This window comes from Moorena sp. SIO3B2, assembly GCF_010692525.1.
In the GTDB taxonomy this organism is placed as follows: domain Bacteria; phylum Cyanobacteriota; class Cyanobacteriia; order Cyanobacteriales; family Coleofasciculaceae; genus Moorena; species Moorena producens.
This window is the reverse complement of record NZ_JAAHHE010000062.1, coordinates 15,524-30,933: the sequence shown is the minus strand read 5'-3', so window position 1 is coordinate 30,933 and position 15,410 is coordinate 15,524. Positions and strand designations below refer to the sequence as shown.

The 15,410-nt window shown below is 44.4% G+C and carries 16 protein-coding genes and 1 pseudogene; 6 read left to right on the top strand and 11 right to left on the bottom strand.

What is annotated here, in order from left to right:
• The 3 genes from F6K38_RS16145 to F6K38_RS16135 all read right to left on the bottom strand — a co-directional run.
• A partial coding sequence (locus F6K38_RS16145) for a hypothetical protein (protein WP_287356926.1) occupies nucleotides 1-448 on the bottom strand: 448 nt, incomplete at its 3' end.
• A gap of 195 nt (nucleotides 449-643) precedes the next feature.
• Nucleotides 644-1,219: a Uma2 family endonuclease gene (locus F6K38_RS16140; RefSeq protein ID WP_044492501.1), complete on the bottom strand. Its 576-nt coding sequence runs from the start codon at nucleotides 1,217-1,219 to the stop codon at nucleotides 644-646.
• A gap of 515 nt (nucleotides 1,220-1,734) precedes the next feature.
• On the bottom strand, nucleotides 1,735-3,057 hold the full coding sequence (locus tag F6K38_RS16135; RefSeq protein ID WP_287356925.1) for a P-loop NTPase fold protein: 1,323 nt from the start codon (nucleotides 3,055-3,057) through the stop codon (nucleotides 1,735-1,737).
• A gap of 369 nt (nucleotides 3,058-3,426) precedes the next feature.
• Here F6K38_RS16135 and F6K38_RS16130 point away from each other — a divergent pair, with 369 nt between their 5' ends.
• Nucleotides 3,427-4,374, top strand: a complete 948-nt coding sequence (locus tag F6K38_RS16130) for an Rpn family recombination-promoting nuclease/putative transposase (RefSeq protein ID WP_008181476.1) — start codon at nucleotides 3,427-3,429, stop codon at nucleotides 4,372-4,374.
• Between the two features lie 238 nt (nucleotides 4,375-4,612).
• On the opposite strand, the gene F6K38_RS16125 is transcribed toward F6K38_RS16130, so the two are convergent.
• Both F6K38_RS16125 and F6K38_RS16120 read right to left on the bottom strand, forming a co-directional pair.
• Nucleotides 4,613-5,800 carry a GNAT family N-acetyltransferase gene (locus F6K38_RS16125; RefSeq protein WP_008181473.1) on the bottom strand — a complete coding sequence of 396 codons (1,188 nt, stop codon included), beginning with the start codon at nucleotides 5,798-5,800 and terminating at the stop codon, nucleotides 4,613-4,615.
• Between the two features lie 81 nt (nucleotides 5,801-5,881).
• Nucleotides 5,882-6,298, bottom strand: a complete 417-nt coding sequence (locus F6K38_RS16120; protein WP_131827015.1) for a hypothetical protein — start codon at nucleotides 6,296-6,298, stop codon at nucleotides 5,882-5,884.
• Between the two features lie 261 nt (nucleotides 6,299-6,559).
• Between F6K38_RS16120 and F6K38_RS16115 the strand changes: the two genes are divergently transcribed.
• A complete protein-coding gene (locus tag F6K38_RS16115) occupies nucleotides 6,560-6,778 on the top strand; it encodes a hypothetical protein (RefSeq protein WP_287267289.1) in 219 nt (72 codons plus the stop codon).
• Between the two features lie 280 nt (nucleotides 6,779-7,058).
• Nucleotides 7,059-8,186 (top strand): hypothetical protein, encoded by a 1,128-nt coding sequence (locus tag F6K38_RS16110; RefSeq protein WP_287356924.1) that lies wholly within the window; start codon nucleotides 7,059-7,061, stop codon nucleotides 8,184-8,186.
• Nucleotides 8,187-8,219: 33 nt separating this feature from the next.
• Here the strand turns inward: F6K38_RS16110 and F6K38_RS16105 are convergent, their stop codons facing one another.
• The gene (locus F6K38_RS16105; RefSeq protein ID WP_229414379.1) at nucleotides 8,220-8,363 is read right to left on the bottom strand and encodes a hypothetical protein; all 144 of its coding nucleotides are present in this window, start codon (nucleotides 8,361-8,363) and stop codon (nucleotides 8,220-8,222) included.
• Between the two features lie 164 nt (nucleotides 8,364-8,527).
• Between F6K38_RS16105 and secA the strand changes: the two genes are divergently transcribed.
• Together secA and F6K38_RS16095 are read left to right on the top strand one after the other, a co-directional pair.
• Nucleotides 8,528-11,344 (top strand): preprotein translocase subunit SecA, encoded by a 2,817-nt coding sequence (gene secA, locus F6K38_RS16100; protein WP_008181469.1) that lies wholly within the window; start codon nucleotides 8,528-8,530, stop codon nucleotides 11,342-11,344.
• Nucleotides 11,345-11,536: 192 nt separating this feature from the next.
• Nucleotides 11,537-11,686 carry a hypothetical protein gene (locus F6K38_RS16095; protein ID WP_008181467.1) on the top strand — a complete coding sequence of 50 codons (150 nt, stop codon included), beginning with the start codon at nucleotides 11,537-11,539 and terminating at the stop codon, nucleotides 11,684-11,686.
• Here F6K38_RS16095 and F6K38_RS16090 read toward each other — a convergent pair.
• Together F6K38_RS16090 and F6K38_RS16085 are read right to left on the bottom strand one after the other, a co-directional pair.
• Nucleotides 11,619-11,964, bottom strand: a pseudogene (locus tag F6K38_RS16090) (zinc ribbon domain-containing protein); the annotation flags it as partial. The gene F6K38_RS16095 and the pseudogene F6K38_RS16090 sit on opposite strands and share 68 nt — an antisense overlap.
• Nucleotides 11,965-12,333: 369 nt before the next feature.
• A complete protein-coding gene (locus F6K38_RS16085) occupies nucleotides 12,334-13,167 on the bottom strand; it encodes a DUF3153 domain-containing protein (RefSeq protein ID WP_008181465.1) in 834 nt (277 codons plus the stop codon).
• Between the two features lie 137 nt (nucleotides 13,168-13,304).
• Between F6K38_RS16085 and F6K38_RS16080 the strand changes: the two genes are divergently transcribed.
• Nucleotides 13,305-13,628, top strand: coding sequence for a PepSY domain-containing protein (locus F6K38_RS16080; RefSeq protein ID WP_008181460.1), 324 nt, complete (start codon nucleotides 13,305-13,307; stop codon nucleotides 13,626-13,628).
• A 20-nt stretch (nucleotides 13,629-13,648) separates the two neighbouring features.
• Here F6K38_RS16080 and F6K38_RS16075 read toward each other — a convergent pair whose 3' ends face one another.
• From F6K38_RS16075 to argB, 3 genes are all read right to left on the bottom strand, one after another.
• Nucleotides 13,649-13,843 carry a hypothetical protein gene (locus F6K38_RS16075; RefSeq protein WP_287356923.1) on the bottom strand — a complete coding sequence of 65 codons (195 nt, stop codon included), beginning with the start codon at nucleotides 13,841-13,843 and terminating at the stop codon, nucleotides 13,649-13,651.
• Nucleotides 13,844-13,876: 33 nt separating this feature from the next.
• Nucleotides 13,877-14,395, bottom strand: coding sequence for a hypothetical protein (locus tag F6K38_RS16070; protein ID WP_008181458.1), 519 nt, complete (start codon nucleotides 14,393-14,395; stop codon nucleotides 13,877-13,879).
• Between the two features lie 100 nt (nucleotides 14,396-14,495).
• Nucleotides 14,496-15,389: an acetylglutamate kinase gene (argB, locus tag F6K38_RS16065; RefSeq protein WP_008181456.1), complete on the bottom strand. Its 894-nt coding sequence runs from the start codon at nucleotides 15,387-15,389 to the stop codon at nucleotides 14,496-14,498.
• Nucleotides 15,390-15,410 lie beyond the last annotated feature (21 nt).

The following is a 15,410-nucleotide window of genomic DNA, read 5'->3' as shown; positions in this document are numbered from 1 at the left end:
GGCGAAACTCATCCAAAAATTGTGGTTTATTGAGCCAAAACATCAATACCATGTCTCGCTCAAACAGGGATTCTCTACCGACATTCAGTCGTTTTAGCTCATTGATGCGACGAGGTATCTCCAACTGATCAATCCCGAAGGCCATGATTAGAGGACGACTGGGAGCAGGAGTGTTGACAGAGGTCTCTTGATCTAGGGGATTAAGACCGTAGAGAAAATTAATTAACGAATCCTGACTGTAGAAAAAATTGCGAACCTGAAACCCTTCCTCACTAAAGGCTTCTTGATTAACAACAGATGTAAACTGCTCCACCACTGGATGCTTGGGACCACTTTCGGGAGCGATCGCAAAAATAATGGTGGTGCCACTGGATAGTTCTAGAGTGGTGACTAAGCTATCCAGCTCATTATGGTCAGCGGAAGTCAATGGGTCAGGGGCTGTTGCCATGGGTGAGTATTGAGTGAGAGTGGGGAGATGGGCAGATGGGGAGATGGGGAGTGTGGGAGGGAGGATTAGTATTCACAAAAATCGTTAATTTATTGGATTTATGAGGTTGAGAAGAGTACCTCATAATAGATGCAAGAAACCCTATCAATTCTAAATTCTAAATTCTAAATTCCCTATTACTCATTACCATCGCGACTACTCAGAAATTGCCTTTCTGAAAAACCTCATTGCCTCAACTGTAGACGCCATTACTACAGACCTAGTTAACAACTCCATATCTAGGTCTGGTAACACCTCTGAGGTATAAATTCGTTCGTAACCGTCTGCTCTGAGATGATGTAAGGTAAATAGACCATCTTCCCAGAACCAGACTTCAGGTACACCCAACTCCCGATAGCGATTGAGTTTGGAGAGATTACCACTGGTAAAAACTACTTCGATAGATAAGTCTGGAATTTTCTTTGGCTTTCCGATACAATAAGACTCATCCGCTTGTGCTGAGGCTACCCCTGGTTTTTCTTGGGTAAAGCTTCCTGTAGGGGTGAACTCAATTCCCTTTTCTTCAAAGTAGATAGCTAACAGAATCCCGATCAAGCGGCTAAAGGTTTCGTGGTCTTGAGAAACTGCCAAGATTTCTACTTCTCCTCTGTAGTAGAATAACCGTATTCCTGGTGAATCAACAAAGCTCTGTTCCAGTAATTTGAATTGTTGCCAATTCATCCCAGAGTGAATCAGCCGTTGGTCTTTTGGTTTTGAGAGTGTCTGTGTCATTGCTTCCATTCCCGATTACCCATGCCCTTCCCCCCTTTTTAAGCAGGGCTGTTTAATTCTAACAAAACCCAAAGCCTAGACCGTCAGCCGTCCGCTTTTAGCTCACGCTACGTAAGCATTCAGCCGTCAGCAGTCAGCTGTCAGCCATTCCTGTCCCGTGGCCATAGGGCAAGGCTCAAGCTAAGCGAACAGCTTATTTTATTCAAAATTACGGCGTTGCTGAATCAAGGAATGAATGCGCGGACATCTGGTTTTAGTCAAGCCCCCTAAATCCCCCAATTTTGCGGTGCGACCCAAGGGCGATTTACTCGCCCATTGGAAAGCGCACCGGAAGGGACTTTGAAAGTCTTGTTCCCCCCAAAATTGGGGGGCTAGGGGGGCAAAACCATACCCAGAATCAGCAACGCCAAAATTACCTCAAGTAGGTTGGCCACAAGCCCCTGATAGCTGAATGCTGAATGCTGAATGCTGAATGCTGAATGCTGAATGCTGAATGCTGAATGCTTACCTAAAACCTAAGAGCTAACAGCTGAATTCTGACTAGCTTGCCACTGTTCCAAGTCTTCGATAATAATTGGATGCACATCAAACCAGGTATGGTCACCGTAATACCCTAAGACATACTTATTTTGTAAAAGTTCATCACAAATCACAATGTTGCCTTGCTTGGGCAAATGATGGGTATTGGTAGTTAAGCGACCAGTTTCGTGAACAGTAGCCAATTCCGGAAAATGATAGTCGTTGATAGTATAGGCTTTGCGTTCTTCTTGAATCGCCTCCTTAGCAATGGTTGTGTCTACATATTCCTTTTTTTTCTTCAGGGCGACCTGACAAGCCCCCCGCGCTAGTCGGATTAAATCCCGGATTACACCGCCACTCTTTTCAGATAAGAGCTCTAGGGCATCGGGAGTGAATAGATCTGTTTCGTTAATTTTAGCTAATCGTTTGGTAATCACAGACTTCAAGATATCTCGACCAACTTTGTTAGCAGTTGAGGTGGGACCAGAATTGCGATCGCGTAGCGTGGCCGTAGGCCAATCGCACTCGAATACAGGCAAATTATACAAATCCAAACATTGGAAGCTTTCCATGGGTTGGCGAAAGCTAGGGGAATATCGTAAAGAAATTGGAATCGTGTAGATGATATGACACTCTAATTCTGTGAGGAGCGGACTAGCAAACATTTCCAGAGCGGTTCTCAAATCATGGCGATCGAGACCATCTACAATTACCAATAATTTTTGGTTGCGGTCTTTTTCAGCAGCTTTGATAATAGCGTTTACCCGATCAATAATGTCACTAACAGCAGGGCGAACGTTAAGGGTTTTGGTCATATCCCGAGTTAATCCCCGTTTGATAATTAACCCCATTTTTTTTAAAACCTCTGGTAATTCTAACTGTTCATTATCTGTTTCTTTATCTTGATAAATTACGGTGGTCAGGCTATTTTCTAAATCATCCAGTAAGCGCTGATCCCGATTTGACCACCAGCCTGGTTTAATGGCTTGGCGACAAACCTCCATTCCAATCAACACCACCACCTCAGCATAACCAATGTTATACCGGTCGAGAGCTGTTGCCGTATCCACCCAGATTACAGCATAATTTTCTGCTAGCTCCTGTTCAATTCGTCGCAATTCCGTTGTTTTTCCACTGCCCCGATGACCGGCTAATAAAAACTTAACTGGCTGGTCTTCCATTTCCAGAATAGGGATTAAATTTTCTACTGGACTATCCTCTCGCTGGATATAAAAGTCTCTGATTTCCTCTGGTGTCGTCAGGGGTTGCTCTGGGTTAAACAGTTGGTAAGCTGGTTTCCAATACTTGGCGTTGCTCATCGTTAAGGGGAATAGGGAGTAGGGAGTAGCGATGCAGCGCGGTCTTGGGGGTTTCCCCCATGAGCGACTGCATCAAGACGGGAGTAGGGAATAAAGTTTAGATGTACCTTAACTATCATAAACACTATACCTGAAGAAGTCAGGAGTCAGGAGTCAGGAGTTAGGAGTCAGGAGTTAGAATAACTTAATTTTTAAGTGAATTAGAAGCATTCAGCTAATTTTGACATTTATTTAAGTTTTTATTGACTTAAATAAAACTGTTTTTATACTAGTTTTGTGACTTGCAAATTTATCAAAAATATAGTATAATATTATCAAATAAATCCATTCATACATGAGCATCAATGGGGCGATTGCTCTAGCAGTGTCATGGCCTATCCACTCAAAGATAAGTACATTAGTTTACTCACCGATTTTGGCTTTAAGCGTGTCTTTGGTACTGAGCCAAATAAAGGGCTACTTATTGATTTTCTAAACACCCTTTTACCACCCCGACATCACATTGAAGATGTCACCTTCAAGAATACGGAAAATTTAGGAAATACTCCTGTAGACCGCAAAGGGATTTTTGACATCTATTGTCAATCCAAAACTGGGGAACGTTTTATAGTCGAGATTCAAAAAGCAAAACAAAACTTCTTTCAAGATAGAAGTGTTTATTATTCCACATTTCCGATCCAAGAACAAGCGCAAAAATGCGATTGGAATTATCAGTTAAAGGCGGTTTATACTGTCGGGGTGTTAGATTTTGTTTTTGACGACCATAAAGACGATAAGACAATCCTACATACCGTGGAGCTAAAAAATCAGGATTGTCAGGTATTTTATGACAAACTCAAATTCCTTTACATTGAGTTGCCCAAGTTTACCAAAACTCTAGACCAGTTAGAAACACATTTTGATAAATGGCTGTTTGTCCTAAAAAATCTCTCAGAATTAAACAATCGCCCTCAACCTTTCCAAGAGTCGGTATTCAATCAACTGTTTGATGTGGCAGAAATTGCTAACTTTTCTCGCACTGAACAGGATAACTACCAAAATAGTCTCAAATATTACCGAGACATGAATAATATTGTCGAAACTTCTAGACAAGAAGGGTTACAAGAAGGCTTGCTAAAAGGTCGAGAAGAAGGAGCACAACGAGAACGAGCACTGATACTCCGTCTGCTATCCCGTAGCTTAGGAGAAATACCCAGTGAACTGCAACAGCAAATTCATCAACTATCACTGGATCAGTTGGAAGGGTTGAGTGAAGCCTGTTTAGATTTCTCTAATCTTGAGGATTTAAGAGCTTGGTTGAATCCAACTCAAGAGTAATATCATGTTCGGTTGAACATTTATAAATAGTAGGGAACAGGGAACAGGGAACAGGGAACAGGGAACAGGGAACAGGGGATGAAGATGGAAATTACTTACCAGAAGTAAGCTATGTTTTTTGATAAATTATTATCTGAATATGATATAACAAGCCTCTGACAAATCGTGGCACAGGCTTCTAGCCTGTGACCCATAACCTGATAGCTGATAGCTGAGCGCTGAGCGCTGACTGCTTATATTAAAACATATCTGGCATCCAAGGTTCAGATCCAGAAAACAATAATGTCGCTACTGACAAAGCTTCGTTTGTGGCTTTCAAATAACCGGTAAGTTGCAGTTGTCTAGGACTATATAAACCAGTATACAAAGACGCTAAGCCTCGGATACTAATTTGAAGATCCCCATTACCTCCTGGAGTAACTTCACCTTGCCCTTGATTAACACGTAAACGGAATCTACCGTTATTAGCACTAATCAAATCATCCTCAACTTCTAAGTGTAATTCCCCATCAATTCCTACCGGATAACCTCGCTTTTCTAAGGCTTTGGGAACATCAATCACTCGTGACATCCAGTAATATCGAGTGTCAATTTTTGCCGTTTGTTCTGGTAACAGTAACATTAACGGGTCATGGGGAGAACTATACCAATACACCTGCTTGACTAGGGAGCGATGATCAGCGATAAAAGTCCAAAAACGCTTGATAGCAGCTGTGGTCAGCAATGCCCAATCGTCAATCGTAATCCGAAGCCCGTGATCGTCTTCCTGTTGAGTAAAAATAATGTAACCTTCCGGTAGAGTTTCTGAACCAATCAGATAGCTATAGATAGTTTCTTCTGGTTTTGCTACTATTGGTTTCACCAGATGTTTCCAGATAGCGTGATGGCGGTCTAAATTCCCATTGTTGGCTTGAGCTTGTTGGTGATAGATCTCCTCGAAGATCTGGTAATTCTCTGGCTCCACTCGATGCATGGGAAGATTGCGTTCGCTTAACGAAATCGTTTTGGTAGACAATTTCCACAGGCAACGGTTTCCTGCTCGTTGATAGCCTACTTTCCGGTATAGGGTGTCAGTAGAAGCATATAAAGTAGAAATTGGCACGCCCTGGTCATGGAGTTGCATGATAGTCTCAGCCATTAATTGGTAAGCTACCCCTTGACCGCGATACTCTGGCGCTACACCAACCACAGCAACTCCTGCCATCGGCACAGGTTTACCACCGTACCATTGTGCCATCGGATAAATTGCTAAATGAGCGATCGCATTTCCAGCTTGGCGAATGATGCGAAAGTTTTCAGTACCAATACGCTCAATGTAAGCCTCACAGTCACTTACGGAAACCCCAAAGCACTGAGATATAATCACCCCAATCTGCTCAAGGTCTTGTGAGTTGTCAACCGGACTATAGTCCAACCCAAGTGTCATATTAAAGAAGTTTGTATTACATATACTACTATAATACAAACTTCCCTTAATGGTGATCGATACCAATCGGATTTGAATCTTTTAGTAACGATAAAAAATCGAATCGTGCCTGCGCCTGGGAGAATATATTCTTACTCCCCTACGGTTACGATAGTAGATTTCATCGTCCCTGCGCTTGGGATAATAGACTCGCCCGCGCCCACGCCTAGGAGAATAGATTCGCACCCCCCCACGCTTAGGAGAATAGATGCGCACCCGCCCACGCCCACGCCTGGGATAATAGATGCGCCGACGCCTGCGGCGTGAACGATTCTTGTATTTACGCCCGAATGAAGAGATGAGAACGTCTCGGTTACTATCCCCAACAACGATGGGACTCTCTTGGTGCGCGTTCCCTAGGTCAGGAAACCCGACCGGGGTCGCACCGCTTTCAGCCTTAACTGGAGCGACAGGCACTAGAGCCATCAGTCCTGTGAGAAGCACAATTGAGAATTTCATATTGCTGACCTCCTGTGGAAGAGCAATGCTATTTCAGCTAGCGATAGATGAGGTAAAAGCGTCAGCTATCAGCTAAAGGCGTTTAGTTAGGTTTGTTTCACCTTTTTAGTCAGGTGTTTTTGCGGTGCGACCCCGGTCGGGTTTCCCGACCTAGGGAAGGCGCACCAAGAGAGTCGAACTAAAGATCCATCCTTGATAGCTGATAACTGATCGCTAAATACTTACACAGATAGACGAGATAGACGTAGCTTACCTTAACGAATGTTCCCATACCCCCCTCTCTGGTGGTATTTTTATGCGATCGCGAAGCGGTTCCAAAGGAACGTAAGCATTCAGCTAATGCGCTACGCGCACGCTTGGCCTTGGCCGTTGGCCACGCTACGCGAATGGCCACGCTCCTTGAGGTGCGAACAGCTATCAGCGTGTCGCGTATCAGCTCATGGGTTATGCACATTCTTATTGATGAGGAAAGCATTTTGAATAAAAGAGGTAAGCATTTGTTTAATCTGAGTTAAGTCTGCTGTTTCCTTAGCTTGAGCCTTGGCCTATGGGCACGCTAGGGGAATGGCTGAAGGCTGAAGGCTGAAGGCTGAAGGCTGAAGGCTGAAGGCTGAAGGCTGAAGGCTGATTGCTGAATGCTTACGATTACTGACCACCAACCCTCACCCCTCACCAAAATAGTTAAGAAGTGTGAAGTTTAGATCTCAAAGATGATTAAAACAGTAGATAATAATAAATTTGGCAGAAAAAGGATAATACCATGGCAGATTACCAGCAGTGGGAGGAATCGCTCGTCGCACCAATTATACGTCAGGCTCAGCAAAAACTGATGTCTCCCAGGAAATTTCATGCCCTCTGCCAACAGGTGATCAAATCTACTGGTCAAAATAAGCTATATTTTTATGCCCCACCTTCGGAGTTACTGGATGTAACTAACGGGATTACCATCCAAGAGTTAAGACAATTTTTAGACAAATTAGCCAAGTATGTCAGTAGTACCTCCTCAGAAGGACACCGAGTCACACTCTACCTAAAAAGAGTGCGGCTTAGATTAGGTAGGGTAAACAAGACAGTTGTTTTAGTAAAAAAAACCAGAGTATGTCAGCACAGTCCAAAATCTGTTGTAGAGCGGTGCGACCCCGGTCGGGTTTCCCGACCTAGGGAAAGCGCACCAAGAGAGGTGAAGCCTTCCAGAGAAAAATTAGAAGTCAACCCCAAGGGGTTATATTCCAAGGCCATGCTATACCAGGATTTGCCCTGCCAGGATTTGCCTACACAACCAGCTCCAATTCATCCTGAAATGCTATCTACAGGGGGAATGAAGGTTGAGGTAGAAATAGCTGGAGCTGGCATGGTTGGTCGGGTAGCTCGCCTGAGAATTAATGGCAAAGACTTGGCATTTAAAGCATTTTTTGACCCAGATTTCGTCTGGCAGCATGGTCCTTGGGCTGAAATTCCCATTGGGATTAGACTGAAATATGCTCAGGTAACGAAAAACTGTGCAGAATTCTTGTTTGCTAGTCAAGATTGGATGGTATCGGAATGGATTTATCCCGATACTAATCCCCAGTTTCGGAACAATGGCATCACTTATGAACAGTTTGCCGCTCAAGAAGGTCTAACTCAACTCAATTCATTAAATATATATAATTACAATCCATACAATATACGTCTTGATCCAGGTGGAATTCAGAAAGAATACTGGGGGAGACGCTGGCATGATTTTTTCAGAGGAATTGTCTTTTACCTCAGAAAAGTCCAGCGAGAAGGATTAAAATCCCTGACACCATACCTTTCAAAAAGAATGATTACTTACCTATTCCGGCGATTAATTGTTTTAATTTCTCCTTGGAAGAGTGACTCGATCGCAGGAATGGAAAAGCGATGATGGGATGTAAGCATTCAGCGGTCAGCGGTCAGCTTAAACTAAACCTTCCGTAGCGTCCGCCGTTCCCGTAGCGTGGGCGTAGCCCATTAGCTGATAGCACCTCAAGTAGCGTGGGCGTAGCCCATTAGCTGAATGCTGAATGCTGAATGCTGAATGCTTAAGATGGGATGATGGCATGATGGGTATCCCAAGCAAAAGAATAAGGTATAGTTGGGTCAGTGCTGAATTACCTATTACCCTATTTTCCCATATTTTGACACAGGAGTTTGGTAGTATATCTATAAAAGTGTACCTAAACGCACAATTATACATCCCACAACTATACATCTCCCTCTCCTGCTATGCTTAAGAGACTAATTGGTGATCCCAACGCACGTAAGCTCAAACGGTACCAACCTGATGTTGTAGAAGTTAACCTCCTCGAAGAAGACATCCAGCAACTATCGGATGAACAACTCAGGGGCAAAACCACAGAGTTTAAACAGCAGCTGGAGAAAGCCAACACTAGTCAAGAGCGTGATGAAATTCTTGATCAAATTCTGCCAGAAGCCTTTGCTGTAGTGCGGGAAGCAGGAAAGCGAGTGCTGGGTATGCGTCACTATGATGTCCAAGTCATGGGTGGCATTGTCCTGCACAAAGGACAAATCGCAGAGATGAAAACTGGTGAAGGAAAAACCCTGGTGGCTACTCTACCAGCTTACCTCAATGCCATCGATAGTAAAGGGGTTCACATTGTAACCGTTAACGACTACTTAGCCCGTCGGGACGCGGAATGGATGGGACAAGTTCATCGCTTCCTAGGTCTGACGGTCGGGCTGATTCAATCGGGCATGTCCCCGGTCGAGCGGCAAAAGAACTATGCCTGTGATATTACCTATAGCACCAACAGTGAGTTAGGCTTTGACTATCTCCGGGACAACATGGCCACAGCAATGTCAGATGTGGTGCAACGTCCATTTAATTATTGCATCATTGACGAAGTAGACTCAGTACTGATTGATGAGGCCAGAACCCCACTGATTATTTCTGGGCAAGTGGAGCGACCGACCGAGAAGTACATTAAGGCCGCAGAAATTGCCCGCATGCTCTATCCAGAAGATCCAGACAATGCTGAACAACTAGGACACTACGAAGTTGATGAAAAAGCCCGTAACATCTTGATGACCGATGAAGGCTTTATCGAAGCAGAGCAACTTCTAGGGGTTAAAGATTTGTACGACCCCAAAGACCCTTGGGCTCATTATATTTCCAATGCCCTGAAGGCTAAGGAACTCTTTCAGAAAGATGTCAACTATATCGTGCGGAATGGGGAAGTAGTGATTGTAGACGAGTTCACTGGCCGAGTGTTGGCAGGACGCCGGTGGAGTGATGGTCTACACCAAGCCATAGAAGCCAAGGAACGGGTAGACATTCAAAATGAAACCCAAACCCTGGCAACCATTACCTATCAGAATTTCTTCTTGCTCTATCCCAAACTCGCCGGTATGACAGGTACCGCGAAAACAGAAGAAGCGGAATTTGAAAAAATCTACAACTTGCAAGTTACGATTATTCCCACTAACAAACCCTCTAAACGTCGAGACGTTTCCGATGTGGTTTACAAGACCGAGCCAGCTAAGTGGAGGGCAGTAGCAGAAGAATGTGCTGAACTCCATGAACAAGGCCGTCCGGTGCTAGTGGGAACCACGAGTGTAGAAAAATCCGAGTTGTTGTCGGGTCTGTTAGCCGAAAAAGGGGTACCCCATAACCTGCTCAATGCTAAACCCGAAAATGTAGAGCGGGAATCAGAAATTGTGGCTCAGGCAGGACGGAAAGGAGCTTTGACTATTTCCACCAACATGGCCGGGCGAGGAACAGATATTATTTTGGGAGGTAATGCTGACTTCATGGCACGGCTGAAGCTACGGGAATATTTTATGCCCAAAATAGTGCAGCCGGAGGAAGACGAAGCCTTTGCCCCCATAGCGGTAACTACTGCCAAGCCTAAATCGGATGCTGTTGGGTTTGCTCCAGGAAAGAAACCGAAAAGCTGGAAAGTTAGCCCTCAGATTTTCCCGACCAAATTGTCCCGGGAAACGGAACAAAGCCTAAAAGAGGCAGTAAATTTTGCAGTTGAACAATATGGACAGCAGAGTTTACCGGAACTAGAAGCAGAAGAGAAATTAGCGATCGCTTCAGAAAATGCTCCCACCAATGACCCAGTTATTCAAAAGCTGCGGGAAGTCTATAAAGCAATTCGAGGGGAATATGACGCATTCACCACCCGAGAACATGATGAGGTGGTAGAAAAAGGTGGCCTGCACGTTGTTGGTACTGAACGTCATGAATCCCGCCGTATTGATAACCAGCTCAGAGGACGAGCTGGACGGCAAGGGGACCCCGGTTCTACCCGATTTTTCCTCAGTTTGGAAGACAATCTGCTGCGGATATTCGGAGGCGATCGCGTAGCAAAAATGATGGATATGTTCCGGGTTGAGGAAGATATGCCCATCGAATCCGGGATGCTCACCAGCTCCTTAGAAAATGCCCAGAAGAAAGTGGAAACCTTCTACTACGATACCCGGAAGCAGGTATTTGAGTATGACGAGGTAATGAACAACCAACGGCGGGCAATTTATGCAGAAAGACGGCGAGTGCTGGAAGGACTAGACCTCAAAGAACAAGTCATCCAGTATGCCGAAAAGACTATGAGTGATATTGTAGACGCCTACGTTAACCCAGAGTTACCACCAGAAGAGTGGGATTTAGAGAGCTTGGTAGGAAAGGTCAAAGAATTTGTCTACTTACTGCAAGATCTAGAACCACAGCATCTAGAAGATATGACGGTTGGGGAAATCAAAACCTTCCTCCATGAAGAAGTCCGCAAAGCCTATGATATCAAGGAAGCTCAAGTCGATCAAATCCAGCCAGGACTAATGCGGCAAGCTGAGCGATTCTTTATCTTGAATCAAATCGATAACCTCTGGCGAGAGCATTTACAATCCATGGATGCCCTACGGGAGTCAGTGGGATTACGAGGTTATGGCCAAAAAGACCCCCTGATTGAGTATAAGCAGGAAGGCTATGAGATGTTCTTGGAAATGATGATCGATATCCGCCGCAATGTGGTATTCTCCCTGTTCCAGTTCCAGCCACAAATGCAACCACAAGCAGTTTGATGTCTTATGTAGAATGTAGAATGTAGAATGCAGAATTAAGAATGTAGAATGTAGAATGCAGAATTAAGAATGTAGAATGTAGAATGCAGAATTAAGAATGTAGAATGTAGAATGTAGAATTCCAAATTCTTAATTCTTAATTCTTAATTCTTAATTCTTAATTCTTAATTCAAAAATGTTGCACTTAACTCTATGGTCGAATCAACTTTCGTTCTGCCTGACGATACTGAGCAATCTTTCTGGCTCGTTGCAAAGGAATTTGACACTCCCCGGTCTAAAGACGCGGGGATTCTTTGTTCACAGAACCGTCTTGCTCAACCAGGTCGGAACCAGGAAGAGTAGAGGACAGTTCTCCGAAAGCGTTTCGGTCTAAGACCAGGGTTCCGATGTGCCCCACCGTACCCAATGCTATGGGCGAGGATGTTAATGGCGGCGTTATGGTCTCGTTCGCGTAGCGTCGCCTTCGGCGAATCTAACTGACATCCACACTTACAAATATGGGTTCTAGTTGATAGAGACTTTTTCACAATTTCGCCGCACTCAGAACAATTCTGGCTAGTATAAGCAGGATTTACTGCAACCGTTATCCTGCCAAATTTATTACCAAAGTGCTCCAACCACAATTATTCATAAGATGATAGAAAGTTAACGTAAGCATTCAGCTATCAGCGTGTCGCGTATCAGCTTATGGGCTATGGCCACGCTACTTGATGTGCTTATGGGCACACTTTGCCAAAGGCCAATGGTTGACTGCTGAATGCTTAGATGGGCTTTTACCCAGACTTTCAATTTGATAAAATCTCGAACTGTTAAATTTTTTGGTTCGAGGTTTATTTTAAGCATTAGGCTGTTCGCGTAGCGTGAGCCAAAGGCTCACGGCTGACAGCTAACGGCTGAATGCTTACCAGTTAATGTTGATTAACTTAGTGGTTAAGAAACCAATAGCTATTACTGGTTTCTCTAACTGGTATAACTCTAACTGGTTTAAACTACATCACCTTTGATGGTATTGCTGGTTGATTAGTTTCAGTTCTTTCCCAGGGGAAAGACTTGTATTTTATGTAGAAACCACCTAATACCACCAGTATGATAATAATCATACCAATACCTAGGAAACTGGGTAGCCAAAATGCCACTTCGATATGGTTAATTTGACCAGGTTGCAGTGTCCAAACTAGCTGATGTCCATCATCATAAATTTTGGGGCTAATGACATTGGGGGATTTCTCAATACTGTGTGCTCCCCAAGGGGTCTCTAGGCTAAACTGCAAATCGAACAGTGAACCAGCAGTAACCACAATCTTGCCATTATCAGAGTTGATTACCCCTAGGCTGCGCAAATCCAGGTCATAGCTTAAGTGATTTCGTTGCACCACCAGAAAGTTGTTTTGATCTAGGCGTAAATTAGAGTTAAAACTGGGGTTACTATCACTCTCTGGTGCTAATCGGGCATCTTCTGGGTGACCAACTGGGTTAAAAAACTGCTCAAACTTGGATACTAATTCCTTACCGTTGTTAAAGGGAATTGCGATCGCAATTTCTCGGTCTGAGAGGCGCTGAGTTTTCCCCTGAAGCTGCTTTGCCCGACTTTCGAGACTTCTGAGCCATTCAGTCGCTTCAGCATCGCTCAACTTTGTCAGCTGTTCTCCAAGCTTGATCTGCTGGACAATCTTGCCATGGTGTTCACCGTCAAACCTGACCCCAAGATCATATTTGACACAACCAGACAGTAGCACTGATGCCAGCACAATCACCCCCAGAACCCGTAAATGCCCCAGAGTTCCACTAACCAACTGCCTTAAACTCACAAAATTTAACTTCACCAACCCTTCTCCTTTTTTTCTTAGTGTCCTTAGGGATTTCTTAAACAATAGGTCGATTTGTTACATACATAACCCAAAACTGATACCATAACATGCTGTAATCATGTTATAGAATATCAAAAACCAGCCGAAATCCTATGAATCAGCCTACTTTACGTAAACTGCATAGTACCTTAGCTCCAATCATCTTACTGCCTTTCATGATCACAGCAATCACCGGGATAGCCTATCGATTAGGGAGAAGCTGGTTTGGGCTTTCCAAAGATCAAGCCCACTTTTTAATGGTGATTCACGAAGGAAGATTCCTTGGTGATCAACTGAGGCCAATTTATGTACTTTTAAATGGTTTAGGATTACTTTTTATGTTAATTACAGGTATAGTAATGTATTGGAGAAGTATCAGCAAGAAAGGTCTTTTTTCTAGCAAAGCGATGGATAAAAAAACCGCCCCAGATAGTTAATCAACTGACTATAGCAGTTTTTAATTCGGTGAGGTACATTTTTCTAGGGAGCAGGGAATCGGGAATCGGGAATCGGGAATCGGGAATCGGAACCCACCCCTAACCCCTCCCAGGAGGGGAACGGGAATCGGGAATCGGGAATCGGGAATCGGGAGCGGTGCGACCCGCGCTTTTTGCGACGCGGTGCGACCCACCCAACCCTTGGATTTAAGCAAAGTTAAAAAAACAGTCTCTGCTAGCTAGTCATATCAAAGCCCAAACCAAATCAATCCACCCAGGGTTAAACTCACCAAACCAACAGCTAGCCAGACGAATTGATTATCCTTAGTGTTAATCTCAGCAGGATCTAGGGGTTCTGGTACCAAGCCTAGGCTAGGCTGCTTGCGTCCGCTAAAAGACCTATAATTCACATAACTCTCCCGGTCGTCACTTTCTGTGATCGCACCTAAGTCAGGAATGTTGGTCATCCATTCTGCTGGTCTAGTAAGCTGAGGAGCTTGCAGAATATAGAGTAAATTTTTGCCTTCTTTGGAGGTTTCTAGGTCAGGATGGCTAGTCAGCTGTTGACATAGTGCGATCGCTTCCGCTTTTTGCCCAGCTGCCTCATAAGCCATCACCAACCACATTTGCACCTCTCCCCCGAGCCCAGAGGATAGATTTACCAAATTCCTGGCTGTGGTCAAATGCTCTATAGAAGCACGATACTCTCCTCGTTCAAATGCAGCTTTTCCTGACTGGTACTCTAGGGAAAATTTTTCATTAGCCATTAGTCATTCTTTAATTATTAATTGTTAATAATTAATTATTGTTAATTGTTAATTTTCATTTTCAATTAACAATTTCTTAGTTGCCATTGGCCATTTGTGCTTAGTTGGTAAATGCTGATCCGACAATCATCGAACCGATTCCTTCATCGGTGAAGATTTCCAGGAGCAGGGCATGGGGAATGCGACCATCAATAATATGAGCCGCACGTACCCCTTGAGCAAGCGATCGCACGCAGCAGTTTACCTTAGGAATCATCCCACCAGAGACTACCCCACTCTCAATCAACTGCCGTGATTGTTGAATATCTAGCTGAGGAATCAGGCTAGATGGGTCTTTAGGATCCTTCAAAATCCCAGCGGTATCAGTCAGCAAGATCAGCTTTTCTGCTTCTAAAGCAGCTGCGATCGCACCAGCCACCGTGTCAGCGTTGATATTGTAAGCTTGGCCAGTATCATCAGCCGCCACGCTAGACACTACTGGAATGTAGCCACTATTGACCAAAGACTCTACTAGCCGCACATCCACAGTGCTCACTTCCCCAACAAAGCCAATACCCTCTTGACCTTCTGGGCGTGCTACGAATAAGTTACCATCTTTGCCACACAGCCCAACAGCATTACCACCGGCGTAGTTAATCCCAGAGACCAACTCTTTATTCACCCGACCCACCAGCACCATTTCCACTACATCCATCGTGGCAGCATCGGTCACCCGCAGACCATTCTTAAATTGTGGCTCAATCCCTAATTTCCCCAGCCAGCTATTGATTTCCGGACCACCACCGTGGATAACGACTGGTCGTACACCTACACAAGCTAAGAATACAATATCCCGGATCACCTGTTCTTTGAGATTGCTGTCTTTCATTGCCGCACCACCATACTTAACCACGACTGTGCGACCAGCAAACTTTTGGATGTAGGGTAGTGCTTCACTGAGTACCCGCACGCGGGTTGCTTCAGTTTCCCTAATGTACTCTTGAGTATAGAGCATAGGCAATCACTGAAATCTATA

Bases quoted from the DNA above. Each gene is read 5' to 3' on its own strand.
- F6K38_RS16110 (WP_287356924.1), top strand. From the start codon at position 7,059: ATGGCAGATTACCAGCAGTGGGAGGAATCGCTCGTCGCACCAATTATA.
- secA (WP_008181469.1), top strand. From the start codon at position 8,528: ATGCTTAAGAGACTAATTGGTGATCCCAACGCACGTAAGCTCAAACGG.
- F6K38_RS16105 (WP_229414379.1), bottom strand. From the start codon at position 8,363: ATGCCATCATCCCATCTTAAGCATTCAGCATTCAGCATTCAGCATTCA.
- F6K38_RS16130 (WP_008181476.1), top strand. From the start codon at position 3,427: ATGGCCTATCCACTCAAAGATAAGTACATTAGTTTACTCACCGATTTT.
- F6K38_RS16120 (WP_131827015.1), bottom strand. From the start codon at position 6,298: ATGAAATTCTCAATTGTGCTTCTCACAGGACTGATGGCTCTAGTGCCT.
- F6K38_RS16080 (WP_008181460.1), top strand. From the start codon at position 13,305: ATGAATCAGCCTACTTTACGTAAACTGCATAGTACCTTAGCTCCAATC.
- F6K38_RS16115 (WP_287267289.1), top strand. From the start codon at position 6,560: ATGTTCCCATACCCCCCTCTCTGGTGGTATTTTTATGCGATCGCGAAG.
- F6K38_RS16095 (WP_008181467.1), top strand. From the start codon at position 11,537: ATGGTCGAATCAACTTTCGTTCTGCCTGACGATACTGAGCAATCTTTC.
- F6K38_RS16135 (WP_287356925.1), bottom strand. From the start codon at position 3,057: ATGAGCAACGCCAAGTATTGGAAACCAGCTTACCAACTGTTTAACCCA.
- argB (WP_008181456.1), bottom strand. From the start codon at position 15,389: ATGCTCTATACTCAAGAGTACATTAGGGAAACTGAAGCAACCCGCGTG.
- F6K38_RS16070 (WP_008181458.1), bottom strand. From the start codon at position 14,395: ATGGCTAATGAAAAATTTTCCCTAGAGTACCAGTCAGGAAAAGCTGCA.
- F6K38_RS16125 (WP_008181473.1), bottom strand. From the start codon at position 5,800: ATGACACTTGGGTTGGACTATAGTCCGGTTGACAACTCACAAGACCTT.
- F6K38_RS16140 (WP_044492501.1), bottom strand. From the start codon at position 1,219: ATGACACAGACACTCTCAAAACCAAAAGACCAACGGCTGATTCACTCT.